This is a genomic window from Paenibacillus sp. FSL H7-0331 (assembly GCF_001956045.1).
Genome location: NZ_MRTH01000025.1, coordinates 68,750 through 85,505, shown reverse-complemented (window position 1 = coordinate 85,505; position 16,756 = coordinate 68,750). Strand labels below are relative to the sequence as shown.

Sequence of the window (16,756 nt, the reverse complement as noted above, 5' to 3'; positions counted from 1 at the left end):
GTAATGGTAATGCTTGCTGTTACCACCGCCTGCGGGAATCAAAAGGAAACCAAAGCGGATGTATACTCGGACCGTGAGATCATCAAGCAGCTTCAGGAATTAAAAAAGCCTGATTATTGGCCTACGGAGCAATGGAAGAGCTCGACTCCTGAGGCTCAAGGGATGGATTCGACGGCGCTTGCCGACGTGATGAAGCAGGTTCCAGGGAACAACATCCATAGCCTTGTGCTGGTACGCAACGGTTATATACTGGCTGAAGGCTATAATGCAGATGCGTCGCCTGATGTAGCTCAGGATATTTTATCAGCTACGAAGAGTTTGACCTCAGCACTAACAGGTATCGCGATCGATGAAGGTAAGTTAAAGAGTGTGAGTCAAAAGCTGTCGGAGGTGCTGCCTCAAGCGGTTGCGACCAGTCCGGACAAAGGCGCGCTTACGATTGAAAATTTGCTGACGATGACATCAGGGCTGAAATGGGACAATGAAGGTGAGCGCTCCTCCAACGAAATGGTCGACAGCAGCGATTGGGTCAAATATATACTGGATCAACCACTGGTTGGGAAGATGGGCAAGGACTTTAATTACAGCAACGGAAATGCACATCTGATGTCGGCTATTTTGCAAAAGGCTGTGAATATGCCAACGGCCAAATATGCGGAGCAGAAGCTGTTCACGCCGCTCGGCATTAAGGACGTGGAATGGTATGCCGATCCACAAAATATTGATATTGGCGCCTTCTCGGTACATATGAAAGCACGGGATTTGGCGAAAATCGGATATTTATACTTGCACAATGGACTTTGGGATAAGCAGCAGGTTCTCTCCACCAAGTGGATTGAAGCTACCTTGAAGAAGCATGATGATCAGGAATTTGCCGATGGTTCACTGGGCAGCTACGGTTACTTCTGGTGGCTGAAAAATATTGAATCCAAAGGAACGGCAAATCGCATTAATATGTTCTATGCTGCGGGCTCAGGCGGACAGCGCATCTATGTGCTGCCCAAGCAAAATCTGATAGCGGTATTTACCGCAAGCACAGCCAACTCGTTCGTTACGGAATCCTTGCTGGAGAAAATAGTCGGAGCGATTCGATCCGATTCACCACTGCCTGCTAATGCGGATGGGGTCAACAATTTGAATGCCGTTATGACAAGCTTCAAGCAAATGAAGGATAAGTGAGCAGTGAGCACCAATAACGATAGATAGACCAATAGCAGGACCATAGAATCGTCAGCCACTTGTGGCTGTACGGTTCTTTTTTGTGCAGCCGAACCATATAGTCTAGTAAAATAACGGATGATTCGGAGGGTTACTTCTAATGCCAAGCGGCCTGCATGCTCGCTCACACACCTATTACAAAAGGTTGGTACTGGGTTATTTGTTATTTTGTTTGGCAGCCTTATTTTGTTTTTCTAATCGTATCTATGCCGAGACAGAACCTGTGGTGGGGGAGCCAGATTCTCATGAGGTTTATCTGAAATTAAAAAAAGGTGAGCGGGTCTGGAAGGATAAAGTGTACGTGGCTCCACAGCAGCCAACCGTATATTTGACCTTTGATGACGGTCCAAGCAAGCTGACTGGACAAGTACTCGATATTTTACAACAGGAAGAGGTAAAAGCGACGTTTTTTGTATTGGGCAAGCAGGTGGAAGCTTATCCTGACCTCGTAAAGCGAGCGGTGGCTGAAGGCCATGCTATTGGCAATCATACATATAATCATGTATATGGTGAGCTGTACAAAGGCTTTTCTTCGTTTTGGGAGCAGATTGAGCGGACAGAGGACATATTAGCTGAGACTGTGGATATCAGGCCTTCTTTGATTCGTGCGCCGGGCGGAACGTTCGGTAATTTTGATGCATTTTACTTTTATTATTTGGATCAGGCGGGGTATGAGGTGCACGATTGGCATATCGACAGCGGTGATTCCAAGAGAGTTGGCGTGCCCGCATCGGAAATCATCCAGACCGTCCGCAAGGGGCCGTTCCAGGATGAGCTTATCGTGCTGATGCACGATGGAACCGGACACGAGCAAACCGTGAAGGCGCTGCCTGAAATTATACGATTGTTCAAGCAAAAAGGATACGTGTTTGCTGTGCTGCAACCATCGGTACAGCCGAAGCATTTTGCTCTGGGTAAGGTACAGCAGCCGCGCCCATCAAGCGAAGCGGGGTATGAGAAACAACTGGCTGAGGCCAAAGTCCACGAGCTGGCAATGTCTGCTCTCGAACAGAGCAGACATGCGCAGCAGGCAGCAGGCAAGGCGAATCATAGTGAATCCAGCCCAATGATCCAAGAAACTGCCGGTGGTGTATCCACATCAACTGTTGTCGGAACCAAAGGGAGTTTATTATTGACGAATCATACACGTTCCGCGGCGGTTCCGCTTGAAGTGCTGCTGGGTAGAAAGAGTCTTAAGTTGGATACCGAGCATTATCGTTTCAAGCATGGTCACTATCAGGTACCTTTGCGCCAGTTAATGGAGTCATTGGGTGGCGACATACAATGGCGCGGTGAGCAGCGAACAGCTGTTGCCCATTATGGGCTGCATACGCTGGAATATGATTTTGCCCGGCAAGAGCTGCGTGTACGCGACCACGGCACCACAACGACGATCCATCTGCCGCAAATGGAACTGCAAGAGGGTACCGTTTATGTGCCACTGCGGGGTACGCTGGATAAGCTCAGAATCGGCATCGCAGCCTATGGCCCAGAGGACGGGGTGATGAAGGTTCAAGTGGGGATGAACCTGCGGTTGTAGAATCAATAAATCAACTTATCCACAATCCATCCACATTTAGCCCCTTTTTATCCACAAATTATTAAGGGTTTGTTGAACGGCACAGAAAAACCAGGGTTCGTTACAGCCATTCACCATCCAGAGGGATGCTCACCCGATTCATCAGGTCTTCTTTTAGTAATTGGGATCGAAGGTCTGCTCGTGTTTCCAAACAGTGATTGATTGCTTCCAAATGGACAGCAATCACCTGCGTATGTGACGAATGGCCGCAAACTTGAGCAATATCTGCTGCTGTCATTGTAATGGGATCACCTGTAACAAATCGTGCCCCTCCCGCATTGACCACCGTGATCTCAGGCTTGTAGGCGTCAAGCGCAGCCTCGACTTCTTCGCAATAAATCGTATCACCTGCCAAGTATAAGGTCGGCTCGCCTGGTGTCTGCAGAACAAAGCCAGAGACTGGCCCCATAGCCCGACCGATGTCGCCTGTGCCATGACGGCCTTCGGTTCGGTACAAGGTGAGATTGTTATGGCGCAGTTCCTTGTCGACTGGATTGACATGCTGAAAGCCCCTGCCTGTCATAGACGCATGATCATTAGGCTGGCAAATGAGTGGAATCTGCTTGGACAGCTTCTCCATAGCTGGCACGTCCCAATGGTCGAGGTGTGTATGTGTTACAATGACCAGACTGGGGTTTAGCAGCGTTTCCAGTGGGACCGGAAGAGGCATCAGTGGATTACGTCTGTCATTTTCCGTGTTGATAATAGGAGGATTTGCTCCGGCCTCACTGAACATAGGGTCAACGAGGATTGTCTCTCCACCATATTCCAACCATAGTGTAGCATTACGTATAAGCCGTACTTTCATCGGATAACCTCCAGGTATAGTTAAAAAGGATTTATACACATTGTAGAGAAATAAGAGCTATTGGGGAATATACAGATGAAAGACAATTCCTGATTCCCTTTTCATGATGAAAGGAATGGAACTTCAGCTTGAACACATATACAATTGACGAAGTGGATTTGCTTATTTTGGAATGTCTGCTGGAGAATGCTTCCCGAACACACAAGGAGATCGGACAAATCGTACATTTAACAGGTCAGGCGGTTGGTGCCCGAGTTCGCAAGCTGGAGGAGCTTGGTGTTATTGAAGGTTACACGTTAAAATGGAACCCGGAGAAAATCGGCAAGTCACTGCATGGCCTGATTACCGTTTATATGAAATCAACCGTCTCCCATCAAACCTTTCAGGATTTTGTGCAGCGGGATAGTCGTGTGCAGGAAGTGCATCGGATTACTGGCGAAGGCTGTTACTGGCTGCGAATATTCGTGGATGACAATATGAGGCTGAATGAATTTTTGGATGATCTGCTGAATTATGGAAATTATCGACTCAGTCTGTCTATAGGCAGAATTAAATAATGATGCGTGAACATAAGCTTTGTGGTTAAAAACAGCGTTACGCCGAACTTTTTGCTGTGGTTTTCATCATTTTCATGGAGGGGCATTGCCCTTTCCTTGGCGGAAGCTTATAATTATGTCTATTGATTTAGAGCCTATTTAGGAGGAAATTATGGACAAGCCAAATGAAATTATCGTGGTATTGGACTTTGGTGGCCAATACAACCAGCTGATAGCACGCCGGATTCGAGATCTGGGTGTGTACAGTGAGCTGCTTCCCTACAATACATCTGCTGAGAAATTAAAGCAGCTTCAGCCTAAAGGTATCGTATTTTCAGGAGGACCGTCCAGCGTATATGGGGACAACTCTCCGTTGGTAGACCCCGCTGTCTATGATTTAGGCATTCCGATTTTCGGAATTTGCTACGGGATGCAATTAATGGCGCATCAACTGCAGGGCAAGGTAGAAAAAGCGTCCAAGCGCGAGTATGGCAAGGCAGAGGTTGATTTTGCCGATCATTGTCTGCTGGTTCAAGGTCTGGATAAGCAGCAAACCGTATGGATGAGTCATGGCGATCATGTTGTAGAGCTTCCTGAAGGATTCGTTGTTGATGCCGGTACAGAGCACGCGCCGATTGCAGCCATGAGCCATCCAGGTAAAAACCTGCTGGCTGTGCAGTTCCATCCGGAGGTACGCCACTCCATTTACGGTAACGACATTATTCGCAACTTCCTGTATGAGGTCTGTGGATGTGAAGGCAACTGGACGATGGAAAGCTTTATCGAGGACACGATTCGGGATATCCGCAATCAGGTTGGCGACAAAAAAGTACTTTGTGCATTGAGCGGCGGTGTCGATTCCTCGGTTGTGGCCATTTTGCTGCATAAAGCGATTGGTGACCAATTGACTTGTATGTTTATTGACCATGGCTTGCTCCGCAAAGGGGAAGCAGAAAGCGTTATGGAAACCTTTGTCGGCAAATTTGGACTGAAAGTGGTCAAAATCGACGCACGTGATCGTTTTATGGGGAAATTGAGCGGTGTAGACGATCCTGAACAAAAGCGTAAGCTGATCGGTACGGAGTTCATTCGCGTGTTTGAAGAGGAATCGGCTCAATTCGACGATTTCACTTTTCTGGCGCAAGGTACGTTGTACACGGATATCGTGGAAAGCGGAACGGCAACAGCGCAAACGATCAAATCGCATCACAATGTAGGCGGATTGCCAGAAGATATGAAATTTAAGCTCGTAGAGCCGTTAAGTGCTTTGTTCAAGGATGAGGTGCGTAAGGTTGGCGAGGAATGCGGCTTGCCAGCGGCAATCGTTTGGCGTCAGCCATTCCCGGGTCCGGGTCTAGCGATTCGTGTACTTGGCGAGGTTACTGAAGAGAAGCTGACGATTGTTCGGGAGTCCGATGCGATTCTGCGTGATGAAATTGCCAAAGCGGGCCTGGATCGCGAAATTTGGCAGTACTTTACAGCGCTGCCTAATATGAAAAGCGTTGGCGTAATGGGCGATGCCCGTACTTATTCGTACACCGTAGGTATTCGTGCGGTCACTTCCATTGACGGGATGACGGCTGACTGGGCACGTATTCCTTGGGACGTGTTGGAGAAAATCTCGGTGCGGATCGTTAACGAAGTGGATAACGTCAATCGTATTGTTTACGATATTACGTCCAAGCCACCAGCTACGATTGAGTGGGAATAGGCTGGAAAAAATCAGTGTCGTTAATCGCTTGAAAGCCTTGATGTATAAGGGTTTTTGGCGTTGGCGATACTGAGATTCCACGTACAACTGCAACAATAGAGTGCAAGAAATTACTCTCTTTTATTTGCGATGTTTAGCAAATAGAAGGGAGTATTTTTTATGACCAAAATCAACGAACTAATTGAGGATTTCAGACAAGCCTCGAAATTAGGGCCCGAGGGCCGGAAACCAATTCAATTTGGGAAACAGGGACTGCAATACACGCAACGGTTGCCAAATGGGCAAAGGATACCCATTTTCAATCGCGAACAAGCTGATGCTCAGAATGATGTCCATAATGGAAAATAATATCACTCGGTCGTAAGGGCCGAGTTTTTTTACTGTTCATCCTGGTTGTGGAACTCTCCATTTTCTTTTATAATTACCTCCGTACTAGTTGATAAGGATTCTCAAACAAAAGGGGGAGCCGATGAAAACCATTTTGCTCATTGAAGACGAGAAAAATTTATCGCGCTTTATTGAATTGGAGCTTCGGCATGAATCGTTTGAGGTGACGGTTGCTTATGATGGAAAGCGGGGGTTAGAGCTGGCTTTGCAGCAGGAGTGGGGTGTTATCTTATTAGACCTTATGCTTCCTGGTATGGATGGAATTGAAGTGTGCCGCCGTATACGTGAGGTAAAGAGAACACCGCTTATTATGCTAACAGCCAGGGACAGCCTACAGGATCGGATCTCTGGATTGGACAGTGGTGCTGATGACTACATACCTAAGCCTTTTGCGATTAAGGAACTGCTGGCACGCATACGGGTGGTATTTAGAAGACAGGAAGATAGCTCGGAGACGGTGATGCAGCTTCTTACTTTTCAGGACATTACAATGAATCTCGATTCAAGGAATGTGACCAAGGGTGGCAGGACCATTGATCTGACTAAGAGAGAATATGACCTGCTTTTAGCCTTCATGAGGAATACGAATCGGGTGCTGGCCCGAGAAGCTTTGCTGGATATGGTATGGGGCTTTGAGGCTGTGGTGGAAACGAATGTGGTAGATGTGTATGTGCGTTACTTGAGGAACAAAATGGATAATCCCAATGAGGACAGCTGCATACAGACCGTACGCGGCATTGGTTATGTGATGAGACGATGAATAGGTTACCCTTACGATTCGCTCAAGTTCCGATGAAGTGGAAGCTGACAATTTGGTCTACCCTGCTGCTCGTTTTGCTATTCGCGGTTTACAATATAGTGCAATATGTTTTTGTGGAAAGATGGATGATCAAGCAGGAAGAAGCGAACACACAGCAGGATATGAGAGAGATTCTGAATTACTTTCTGGAGAACGAGGTATCCTTTGAAGAAGCTGAATTCGTGCAATTGCGTAATTTTCTCGAAAAAATCAATCGTCGCGATCAGCTTATTCGTGTTCTGAATGAGAAGGGGGAGCCAATCCTGACTGTATCCGATGATATTCCAGAGCAGTGGGTGGAGGCTAAATCTGTAAGCACGACAGAGTTGATCGGGATGAAACAAACGAATGACCGTTTAGTTATTATGAGAAGTCCGCTTACGATTTTCAGATTCAATGGGACTGTAGAAATTGTTAAAAATATCGTGAATTTCGAGAAGCTGACGGATGCCTTCTTCTACGTGATGGTTATATGCGGTCTGGGGGCTGTAGTAGTCAGCGGCCTCGGTGGACGGCTGTTAGCAGGTCAATTACTTAAGCCCTTACAAGCGATGGCGGAAACGATCCGGAACATTAAGAAAAAAGGGCTGCACGAGCGAATGCAGCCAAACGATAACCAGGATGAGATCGCTACCTTAATGGTCATGTTCAATACCATGATGGATCAAGTGGAGCGCTCCTTTCAACAGCAAAGGCAGTTTGTCGAGGATGCTTCTCATGAACTGAGAACTCCGGTGGCCATTGTAGAGGGGCATTTGTCCTTGCTGCAGCGGTGGGGAAAAAATGATCCTGCCATATTGGAGGAATCGCTAGAAGCTTCGATTCAAGAGATTGCTCGTCTCAAAATGCTGGTGCAGGAGCTTCTGACACTTAGTCGTGCAGAGAAACTTGACCCGTCTTACAACTTTGAAGTGACGGATCCTGAGCAAGCAATCCGAGCCATGCTTAGGAATATGGCTATGCTTCACCCAACGTTTCATTTAGAAGCCGAACTGGGAGCATTCAAGTCGGTATCCCTGGTGATATCGGCCCAGCATCTAGAGCAAATTCTGCTCATTGTGTTGGATAATGCGTTCAAGTACTCAGAGAAGTGCAAAACCATTTGCATACGCGCCACCGTGAATGAAGACGCAGCTTGTATAGAAGTAATCGATTCGGGCATAGGCATACCCGAATCCGATATGCCTTTTGTCATGGATCGTTTTTATCGTGTGGATAGGGCACGGGGTAGCGGGCAGGGAGGACATGGTCTTGGTCTAGCGATTGCCAAGCGTCTGGTAGAAATGTATAACGGAACGATGACATTGCAAAGTATTGAACATAAAGGTACAACCGTGTGTATTTCTTTACCAATAAGGTAAAGAAATATTTTTTTTCACATCAAATTCTCATTTTCGTAAGCTATAATGTTAAATAGCCGAGCTCAACTGGTAATGATATTCATTATCATCTAAAGAACTCAAACGATTTAAGGTACATAAGAGAGAGGAGTCTTTTTTTGTCTGCTCATTGAGAATGAGTATTAATATCAATTACTTTATAACGAATGGAGATGTAGATTTCAAATGAAAAAGCAAGCCCTATTCAGTACCATGCTGCTGATCATCCTGTCAATTATCGTAGCCGCATGCGGTTCAAGCCCTACAACGGGTGGGACTTCTTCCACGCCACAGCCAAAGGCAGAGAGTACCAGCCCGGCGAATTCTTCACAAGCGCCAGCAGCAAGTTCGGCTACTGGCAAGGATCAGGTTGTTAACATTTTTACAGCCAGACACTACGATGTAGATAGCGTATTATTCAGCGCTTTTACGAAACAAACAGGTATTAAAGTCAATGAAATCAAAGGTACGGCCGAAGAGCTGGTTGAACGTTTGAAGCGTGAAGGTGCTAGCTCAGAGGCGGACTTGTTCATTACTGTAGACGGAGGCGTATTGAATTATGCCAAGCAGAACGGTGTACTGCAAGTGATTCAGTCTTCTAGTGTTGACCAGAACGTACCTAAGCAGTGGCGCGACAAGGATAATAACTGGATTGGTATAGCCACTCGTGCAAGGGTTATCGTGTATGCTAAGGACCGGATTAAACCGGAGCAATTGTCTACATATGAGGATCTGGCCACAGACAAGTGGAAAGGGAAGGTATTGGCCCGCTCTTCAACGAGCTTGTACAACCAGTCACTAGTAGCTTCATTCGTTGAACTCGATGGAGAAGCAAAGGCTGAGGCATGGGCCAAAGGTATTGCTGCTAATCTGGCCCGCAAGCCGGAAGGTGGAGACCGTGACCAAGCCAAGGCTATTGCCGCCAAAGTTGGTGATGTTGCGATTATGAATACCTATTATGTAGGTCAAATGCTGGCGTCCAAGGATGCGGAAGAAGTCAAAGTAGCCCAGAACATCGGTGTCTTTTTCCCAAACCAAAGCACAACAGGTACTCATCTTAATATTAGCGGCGTGGGTCTGACCAAGAATGCCAAAAATAAAGACAACGCGATCAAGCTTATCGAATATATGACTTCAAAAGAAGGCCAAACCCTTCTGACGCAAGGCAGCTTTGAGTTCCCGGTTAATGAAGCGGCGGACAAGCCGGAGCTATTAAAAACCTGGGGGACGTTCAAATCCCAACAAATCGATTTTGCGAAGCTGGGCGATCATAACAAAAAAGCGACCGAACTTCTTAACAAGGCAGGCTGGAAGTAGGGATGATTGTTTCCACTTGGCTGCGCAACCTGAAGAAATATAACAACGGATGGAATTTATTAAGCGTGATAGGGGCCTTCGCGGCCCTTCTTCCGTCTTTATATATTGTGACAGGTCTCTTTCATTCCCCTAATGAGAATTGGCAGCATATAAAGGACTATTTACTGCTGGATTATGCTATGCAATCTTTATGGCTTGTGCTCGGTACAGGTATCTGTACCGTGTTGATTGGCGTAACGCTTGCCTGGCTAATAGCCGCCTATGATTTCCCGCTCAGACGTTTTTTTACTTGGGCTTTTGTGCTGCCGCTCGCTGTTCCACCGTACATTGCAGCTTATACCTATGCCAACATGTTGGGTTACACAGGCAGTGTTCAAATTTTTATGCGCAATGTTCTGGGCTGGAATCTGAATCAAGCCTATTTCGATATAATGTCGATGAAGGGAGCCATTGTTATTTTCAGCTTGTTTTTATTTCCTTATGTGTATCTGATCACAAAAACGTTCCTGGAGAGGCAAAGTGCCTCTTTTATTGAAAATGCCAGATTGTTAGGCAAAAATCCACTGTATATTTTTTTTAGGGTTGTATTGCCACTGTCGCAGGCTGCGATTATCGGGGGAGTAAGTCTGATCGCTTTTGAAGTATTGAATGATTTTGGGGTTACAAAGTACTTTGGGATTCAGTCTTTTACTACTGCCATTTTTCAAACCTGGTTTGGCATGTATGACGTAGAATCGGCGATTCGGCTGGCTGCACTGCTAATGAGCTTTATTATCGGCTTATTCATAATTGAAAGAGTTCTTCGGAAACGGAGGCGGTATCATGCTTCAACAAGCAGGACCCGCCCTCTTAGCCGGAGGCGACTACACGGTATGCCTGCACTTATAGCTGTTATCTTAAGCGGTTTTATTGTTTCGTTCTCTTTTCTGGTTCCAGTCCTTCAGCTGAGTGTATGGGCGACATGGACGTACAAGGAAGTTATGAGTTCCCAATTCTGGGGGCTTCTCTTCAATACACTTTTTATATCGCTGGTTTCGATCGTTGTTTTGATGCTTTTTGCTGTTATTGTGGCTAACGTATGCCGTTATCAGCGCTCCGCTTTTACACTTATTTTGTCCAAACTTATTTCCTCAGGGTACGCGATTCCAGGAGCCGTTCTCTCGATCGGGGTACTTGCTGTGTTCATCTCATTGGATAACCAGCTTGGCGGGTTGTATGAGAAGTTCGGTTGGGGGGTGAACAAGCTGGTGCTCAGTATGTCATTGCTTATGCTTATCTTCGCTTATGTGATCCGATTTTTAGCCGTTGGCTTTAATTCTGTGGAGGCGGGATTCGAAAAGATAGGAAATCGTTACACGGAAGCATCCCGGCTGCTGGGGTTGGGGCTTACGAAAACCTTTTTCAAGGTCGATTTGCCATTGATCAAAGGAGCTGTGTTCACAGGCTGTATTTTGGCTTTTATGGAAATTGTCAAAGAGCTGCCGCTCACTCTGCTTCTGAGGCCATTTAATTTTGACACATTAGCCACAAAAGCCTACCAATACGCCAGTGACGAACAAATTCATCAAGCCTCCATTCCCTCCTTATTCATTATAGCCGTTGGGATGATCTCTGTTTATTTCTATTACTGGTTAGGAGAGAGAAATTCAGAATGACTTTTTTTGAAATGAACCGTATCTCTTTTCAATATGCCAAAGGCAATGAGAGCGTGCTTCACGATTTCTCTATGCAGTTGGACCAGGGCGAAGTGGTTGGTATCCTCGGTCAGAGCGGTTGCGGGAAAAGCACGCTGCTTCGGCTCATATCCGGGCTGGAGGTACCCTCTTCAGGAAACATTGTGATCAATGGTACAATGATGGTGAGCGAAAGGTCATTCATTCAGCCTGAAGCCCGCGGCGTTGGTATGGTTTTTCAGGAATATGCCCTTTTTCCCCATTTAACTGTAGCGCAAAATATTATGTTCGGATTACACCGGTTATCCAGAGCTGAACGTAAGCAGCGGCTGCAGGCGATGTTAGAGCTTGTACAACTGGAGAGCTATGGGAAGCGGTATCCGCACGAGCTTAGCGGAGGGCAGCAGCAGCGTGTTGCTTTTGCACGTGCTTTGGCGCCGGAACCGGCTGTATTGCTCATGGATGAGCCCTTCAGTAATTTAGATGCCGGACTGAAGGGGGAAATTCGGAAGGAGTTGCGTCAACTACTGCGAACGGCAAACATTACTTCGATTCTCGTTACCCATGATAAAGAAGATGCCGATGCTATATGTGACCGGATTGTTCATATGACTAACGCAGGATAAGCTTAGCTTCCAGGTCCGTATTGAATACACGGAAATCACCCGGAAGGGTGGCAACCGGATCGTCTACGACGCTACGATTGAATGGGAATACATTTGTAATAAACATGTAATCTGATATTCATCTGATTTACATGTAAATAGCCTATACTAGTACTCAACCCCCCTTTTAAAATATATACTTTAGACCCGCAGCCCGTTGCTGTGGGTCTCTTTTTTCTTGAAAATGGAATTTCAGGAATGAAAAGGGGTGAAGGGTGGACAAGGCCATACAGGGCGATCTTTTCTAGTTAAGCTGCAGGATAAATAACGAACAATAAGGTGCATTTTTATTGAAGTTGTTCGGAAAATCGATTGACAAGCTGGGCATACGCTTTTAAAATAAATGATATCAAAAGGAAAATAGCGATTCGTATAATTTCGGGAATAGGCCCGGAAGTTTCTACGAGATCACCGTAAATGATCTGGCTACGAACAAACGAAGGATGACAAATCTATCCTCAAGATGACCGACACCTATAGTAATTCCTTGTGCAAAATAAGGGGCGTATCAGGTTTACTGGTTATGGATTAGGGGATTATGGTAGTTATTGCCTTTGTTTGCGAACTTAGCAGAAATCGGGCTGAGTTTTTTCGTTGTTCCAAGAAACCATTTGGAGGGATTTGGGGTAATGGATCGATTTTTTAAATTGAAAGAGAACGGCACCACGGTACGCACCGAGATCATGGCCGGTTTAACGACGTTCATGACCATGGCGTATATTTTGGCGGTCAACCCGAACATTCTTAGTGCGTTTGGCTCAGGTGCTACAGGGATGGATTGGATGGCTGTATTTTTGGCAACAGCGATAGCGGCCGGTGTGATGACGATTGCAATGGGACTGTTCGTGAACTTTCCAGTTGCGTTAGCGCCGGGTATGGGACTCAATGCGTATTTTGCAACAGTTATTTTATCTTCTCAAGGCCAGTTTACGTTCCAGATGGGGTTAGCGGCGGTCTTTATTTCTGGATTGATCTTCATTCTGCTAACCGTCACGAAGGTACGTCAGTTGCTGCTGGTAGCGGTGCCGGATAGTTTGAAGCATGCCATTACAGTCGGTATTGGTCTGTTTATTACGATCATAGGCTTGAAAAACAGCGGACTGATGACGGTAGCGGTTGAATCAGGCAAGGATATTCCTGCGCACAAGTTTACGGATGTATTATCGTTTGAAACGGTTATTCATATGGGTAGTTTGAAAGATCCAGGCGTTGTGCTTTGTATCATTGGTCTGGTGCTGATTTCAATATTGCTGGTGCTGCGCGTACGCGGAGCCATTTTGTTTGGTATTTTGCTCACAACCGTAGTTGGGTATTTCATGGGGCAGGTTAATCTCGGCATGCTGGGCGACGCCAAAACCACATGGGTACCGGATCTGAGCAAGCTGGCATTTGCGCAGTTCGATTTTAAGGGGCTAATGAATGTCGGAATTATATCGGTGATCGCGACGTTTACGTTTGTCGAATTGTTTGATACGTTTGGCACTTTGGTGGGAACGGCGAATCGTGCCGGTTTTATGAAAAATAAAGCCGAAGGCAACAAAAAAGTCGGTAAAGCGATGATGGTCGATGCCGTTGCGGTCAGTGGCGGTGCGTTAGTTGGTACAAGCACGGTGACGGCTTTTGTAGAAAGCGCTGCGGGTGTTGCACAGGGTGGACGAACAGGTTTAACAGCGGTGACGACAGGGGTATGCTTCCTGCTGGCCTTGTTCCTGGCTCCGATTGCTGCCTTGATTCCGGGGTCGGCTACGGCTGCTGCCCTGATTATTGTCGGTGTGCTGATGATGCAATCGGTCAAGGATATTGATTTTCAAGATTATGTCGTTGCAATTCCAGCGTTTTTGACCATTGCCTTAATGCCGTTTACGTATAATATTGCTAACGGTATTTCATTTGGCATTGTAACGTATGTCATTCTTGCAACGGTTGCCAACTTCAGAGAAAGTGGTACTTATAAGGTTCACTGGCTGATGTGGGTGCTTGCTGTGCTGATTATACTACGGTATGCTTTCATCGGCAGCGAAGGCTAATCATACTGAGTGTTGAGGAATATAACGGTGCTCCCTGGGGCGCCGTTTTTTTACTATTTGGGCAAGCCTAAGTGAAAATTAAAATATAATTTTATTTTTTGAGCATTGACAACTGCTGAGCAGCATACTATACTAACAAACAATATCATAAACGCGAAGAACGGGAACAGTAGTCGGTCGGATCTGTCCAGAGAGCTGCGGGTGGTGCAACGCAGTCAGAGAAGCCAATGAAACTCGCCCGGGAGCGGTGGAACTGAATCGGTGTAGCGCTGCACTTTGAATTAGGTTCTGACGGGTAGCCTCCGTGATCGGGTTGTGCTGAGGATATACAGGATCGAGGTTACAGTCAATCCGGAGTTATCATCAGTGCTCTAAGCGGACATTCAGCTAACAGCTGAGGTCAACAAGAGTGGTACCGCGACAAGCTACGGCCTGTCGTCTCTTATACAAGAGACGGCAGGTCTTTTTAGTTTCACTAAAACAGGATACAAGTAAACGCGAAGAACGGGAGTAGTAAAGCTTATCTTTTGTCCAGAGAGCTGCGGGGTGGTGCGACGCAGTCAAAAGAGGCTTGAAGCTCGCCCGGGAGCGGTGAAGCCGAACATCATCCAGCTTGAGTCTGGATGGTCGTAGGCTTCGACGGACAATCCCCACGTGATCGGGGAGCGCATCGTTAGAGTGTACGCTTGAGATTGGCTTAGCAGCCATTCATGCCCATTCCTTGCTAATTACGATGCGCATAAGTGGATTTCCTATTTCGGGAAATCAACAAGAGTGGTACCGCGGCAGCCAAAGGCCTGTCGTCTCTTATACAGAGACGATGGGTCTTTTTTGCGTGGATATTAGCTGAGAACGATGAAGAATTAAAGAAAATTGCGGTTTATTATACTGAGGAGGCGTTATCCATGACAACCAATAACAACGAAACAAATCAGAAGGAACAGCAAGCAGGCCAGGAATCAAGCTCTCTTAAAAGAGTCCGCATATTCGATACTACACTGAGAGATGGCGAGCAGGCACCGGGAGCTACGCTGCACCCAGAGCAAAAGATTGTTATCGCCAAACAGCTGGCTATGCTTGGTGTTGATGTGATCGAGCCTGGATTCCCGATCTCAAGCCCTGGAGATTTTATGGCGGTACAGCGTATCTCACAGGAAATACATGGTGTTGAAATATGCGGCTTTGCGCGCTCAGTCAAGGAGGATATCGATTCAGCGATCCGTGCGACTGAAGCCGCTGAGCGGAGAAGGCTGCACATGTTCTTGTCCTCATCGGACATTCATCTGGATTTTCAACTGCGCAAATCGCGGCAGCAGGTTATCGATATCGCTCGCTCGATGGTAGCTTATGCCAAGCAGTTTGTAGAGCGTATCGAGTTCTCTCCGATGGATGCTACGCGGACGGGTGATGAGTTTTTATTCGAAATCATTGAGGCGGCAATTGAAGAAGGGGCTACGATCATCAATATTCCTGATACTGTTGGCTACGCGATGCCTGAGGAATACGGTGCGATGTTCACCAGAGTGATGAATCATGTACGAGGTGGCAAGCAGGTGGAGTACAGTGCCCACTGCCATAACGATCTGGGGCTTGCTGTCGCCAATAGTTTGGCCGCAATTCGTGCGGGGGTCACTCAGGTTGAGGTGACGGTCAATGGTGTCGGTGAACGTGCTGGCAACTGCTCGCTGGAGGAATTGGTCATGGCGATTGAAACTCGTAAAGGAGCCTTGGGGGTGGAAACAGGTATTCGTACTGAGCATATTTATGCCACCTCTCAAATGGTGAGCCGGGCAATGAGCTTTCCGATTGCCTTTAATAAACCGATAGTGGGGCGCAACGCGTTCCAGCATGAGGCAGGCATTCATCAGGACGGACTGCTTAAAAATCGGAATACGTATGAAATTATGGACCCGGAAAAGCTGGGTGTACCGCGCAGCATGATCATTCTGGGCAAGCATTCGGGACGGCACGCAATCAAGCACCGGGTAAGCCAATTCGGTGTGCAGCTGACGAGCGAGCAGATGGAATCGTTGTATGTGCAGTTCAAGGAGCTGGCTGATCGCCAAAAGGTTGTACAGGATCATCAACTGCTGGAACTGATCGGTCATACCGTCAATGAGGTGCTGGAGCCTTATACGTTGGTGCAGGCTCAGGTTCTGACTGGCACTGAAGGACATCGGATGTCCTCCTGCATCATTAAGGACAATCGGTTGGGCAAAGAGCTGGTATGCTCGGGAACGGGTGATGGCGCTGTCGAAGCATTGGTTGCGGGTATCAAGCAGGCACTGCCTCTGGATGTACAATTTACCGATCTGGAGCTGTACTCGCTGTCATCAGGTGAGCAGGCTAATGGTGAGGCCATAGTTACCGTAAGCGTGGAGGGAAATCATTACAGAGGTGTATCGGTACATCAGGATGTATTGATGGCGGTAGCTCAAGCGTTCATGGCGGCCTGCAATCAGGCAATACGGGAGCATCAAATCAATGAGGCTGCTCAGGATGCTTTTTCCAGCGAGGACGTTGAGATCACGATTCCGTAAGTGGGGGCTTAGGATAGGGAGCAGCCAGAGAGTCGGACGTATCTGGAACTTGGCTCACAATAGTATGGCTATGTGTTCATGATACGTCGATTTTAGGCTGTAAAAAGCGCTAGTATG

Annotated in this window: 13 protein-coding genes, 1 riboswitch and 2 other annotated features; of the genes, 12 read left to right on the top strand and 1 reads right to left on the bottom strand. The window is 47.0% G+C overall.

All coding sequences use genetic code 11. The features are described from left to right. Positions 1–9: 9 nt before the first annotated feature. Complete coding sequence (locus tag BK127_RS28530) at positions 10–1,179, top strand: serine hydrolase domain-containing protein (RefSeq protein ID WP_076235509.1); 1,170 nt, start codon at positions 10–12, stop codon at positions 1,177–1,179. 139 nt (positions 1,180–1,318) lie between these two features. Next, positions 1,319–2,758, top strand: a complete 1,440-nt coding sequence (locus BK127_RS28525; RefSeq protein WP_076235508.1) for a polysaccharide deacetylase family protein — start codon at positions 1,319–1,321, stop codon at positions 2,756–2,758. Between the two features lie 100 nt (positions 2,759–2,858). On the opposite strand, the gene BK127_RS28520 is transcribed toward BK127_RS28525, so the two are convergent. Continuing rightward, the gene (locus BK127_RS28520; RefSeq protein ID WP_076235507.1) at positions 2,859–3,605 is read right to left on the bottom strand and encodes an MBL fold metallo-hydrolase; all 747 of its coding nucleotides are present in this window, start codon (positions 3,603–3,605) and stop codon (positions 2,859–2,861) included. Positions 3,606–3,733: 128 nt separating this feature from the next. Between BK127_RS28520 and BK127_RS28515 the strand changes: the two genes are divergently transcribed. The 10 genes from BK127_RS28515 to BK127_RS28470 all read left to right on the top strand — a co-directional run bounded on the left by BK127_RS28515 (position 3,734) and on the right by BK127_RS28470 (position 16,639). Beyond that, positions 3,734–4,162, top strand: coding sequence for an Lrp/AsnC family transcriptional regulator (locus BK127_RS28515; protein WP_076235506.1), 429 nt, complete (start codon positions 3,734–3,736; stop codon positions 4,160–4,162). A gap of 151 nt (positions 4,163–4,313) precedes the next feature. Next, positions 4,314–5,852, top strand: a complete 1,539-nt coding sequence (gene guaA, locus BK127_RS28510; protein ID WP_076235505.1) for a glutamine-hydrolyzing GMP synthase — start codon at positions 4,314–4,316, stop codon at positions 5,850–5,852. 159 nt (positions 5,853–6,011) lie between these two features. Then, positions 6,012–6,200: a hypothetical protein gene (locus BK127_RS28505; protein ID WP_076235504.1), complete on the top strand. Its 189-nt coding sequence runs from the start codon at positions 6,012–6,014 to the stop codon at positions 6,198–6,200. A gap of 121 nt (positions 6,201–6,321) precedes the next feature. After that, positions 6,322–6,999, top strand: coding sequence for a response regulator transcription factor (locus BK127_RS28500; RefSeq protein WP_076235503.1), 678 nt, complete (start codon positions 6,322–6,324; stop codon positions 6,997–6,999). Next, a complete protein-coding gene (locus BK127_RS28495) occupies positions 6,996–8,399 on the top strand; it encodes a HAMP domain-containing sensor histidine kinase (protein ID WP_076235502.1) in 1,404 nt (467 codons plus the stop codon). Before BK127_RS28500 ends, BK127_RS28495 begins: the two co-directional genes overlap by 4 nt. Before the next feature lie 204 nt (positions 8,400–8,603). Beyond that, entirely contained in the window at positions 8,604–9,734 is a 1,131-nt protein-coding gene (locus BK127_RS28490) for a Fe(3+) ABC transporter substrate-binding protein (protein ID WP_076235501.1), read from the top strand. A 2-nt stretch (positions 9,735–9,736) separates the two neighbouring features. Beyond that, complete coding sequence (locus BK127_RS28485) at positions 9,737–11,389, top strand: ABC transporter permease (RefSeq protein ID WP_076235500.1); 1,653 nt, start codon at positions 9,737–9,739, stop codon at positions 11,387–11,389. Beyond that, positions 11,386–12,033, top strand: coding sequence for an ABC transporter ATP-binding protein (locus BK127_RS28480; protein WP_076235499.1), 648 nt, complete (start codon positions 11,386–11,388; stop codon positions 12,031–12,033). Before BK127_RS28485 ends, BK127_RS28480 begins: the two co-directional genes overlap by 4 nt. 387 nt (positions 12,034–12,420) lie before the next feature. Next, positions 12,421–12,521: riboswitch (purine riboswitch) on the top strand. Between the two features lie 180 nt (positions 12,522–12,701). Then, positions 12,702–14,099 carry an NCS2 family permease gene (locus BK127_RS28475; protein ID WP_076235536.1) on the top strand — a complete coding sequence of 466 codons (1,398 nt, stop codon included), beginning with the start codon at positions 12,702–12,704 and terminating at the stop codon, positions 14,097–14,099. A gap of 147 nt (positions 14,100–14,246) precedes the next feature. Then, positions 14,247–14,545: a binding site (T-box leader), on the top strand. 45 nt (positions 14,546–14,590) lie between these two features. Further along, positions 14,591–14,910 (top strand) — a binding site (T-box leader). A gap of 94 nt (positions 14,911–15,004) precedes the next feature. Then, on the top strand, positions 15,005–16,639 hold the full coding sequence (locus BK127_RS28470) for a 2-isopropylmalate synthase (protein ID WP_083689664.1): 1,635 nt from the start codon (positions 15,005–15,007) through the stop codon (positions 16,637–16,639). Positions 16,640–16,756: the final 117 nt, after the last annotated feature.

Coding starts and splice junctions, on each gene's coding strand:
- BK127_RS28530 (WP_076235509.1), top strand. CDS start 10: ATGCTTGCTGTTACCACCGCCTGCGGGAATCAAAAGGAAACCAAAGCG.
- BK127_RS28525 (WP_076235508.1), top strand. CDS start 1,319: ATGCCAAGCGGCCTGCATGCTCGCTCACACACCTATTACAAAAGGTTG.
- BK127_RS28520 (WP_076235507.1), bottom strand. CDS start 3,605: ATGAAAGTACGGCTTATACGTAATGCTACACTATGGTTGGAATATGGT.
- guaA (WP_076235505.1), top strand. CDS start 4,314: ATGGACAAGCCAAATGAAATTATCGTGGTATTGGACTTTGGTGGCCAA.
- BK127_RS28505 (WP_076235504.1), top strand. CDS start 6,012: ATGACCAAAATCAACGAACTAATTGAGGATTTCAGACAAGCCTCGAAA.
- BK127_RS28500 (WP_076235503.1), top strand. CDS start 6,322: ATGAAAACCATTTTGCTCATTGAAGACGAGAAAAATTTATCGCGCTTT.
- BK127_RS28495 (WP_076235502.1), top strand. CDS start 6,996: ATGAATAGGTTACCCTTACGATTCGCTCAAGTTCCGATGAAGTGGAAG.
- BK127_RS28490 (WP_076235501.1), top strand. CDS start 8,604: ATGAAAAAGCAAGCCCTATTCAGTACCATGCTGCTGATCATCCTGTCA.
- BK127_RS28485 (WP_076235500.1), top strand. CDS start 9,737: ATGATTGTTTCCACTTGGCTGCGCAACCTGAAGAAATATAACAACGGA.
- BK127_RS28480 (WP_076235499.1), top strand. CDS start 11,386: ATGACTTTTTTTGAAATGAACCGTATCTCTTTTCAATATGCCAAAGGC.
- BK127_RS28475 (WP_076235536.1), top strand. CDS start 12,702: ATGGATCGATTTTTTAAATTGAAAGAGAACGGCACCACGGTACGCACC.
- BK127_RS28470 (WP_083689664.1), top strand. CDS start 15,005: ATGACAACCAATAACAACGAAACAAATCAGAAGGAACAGCAAGCAGGC.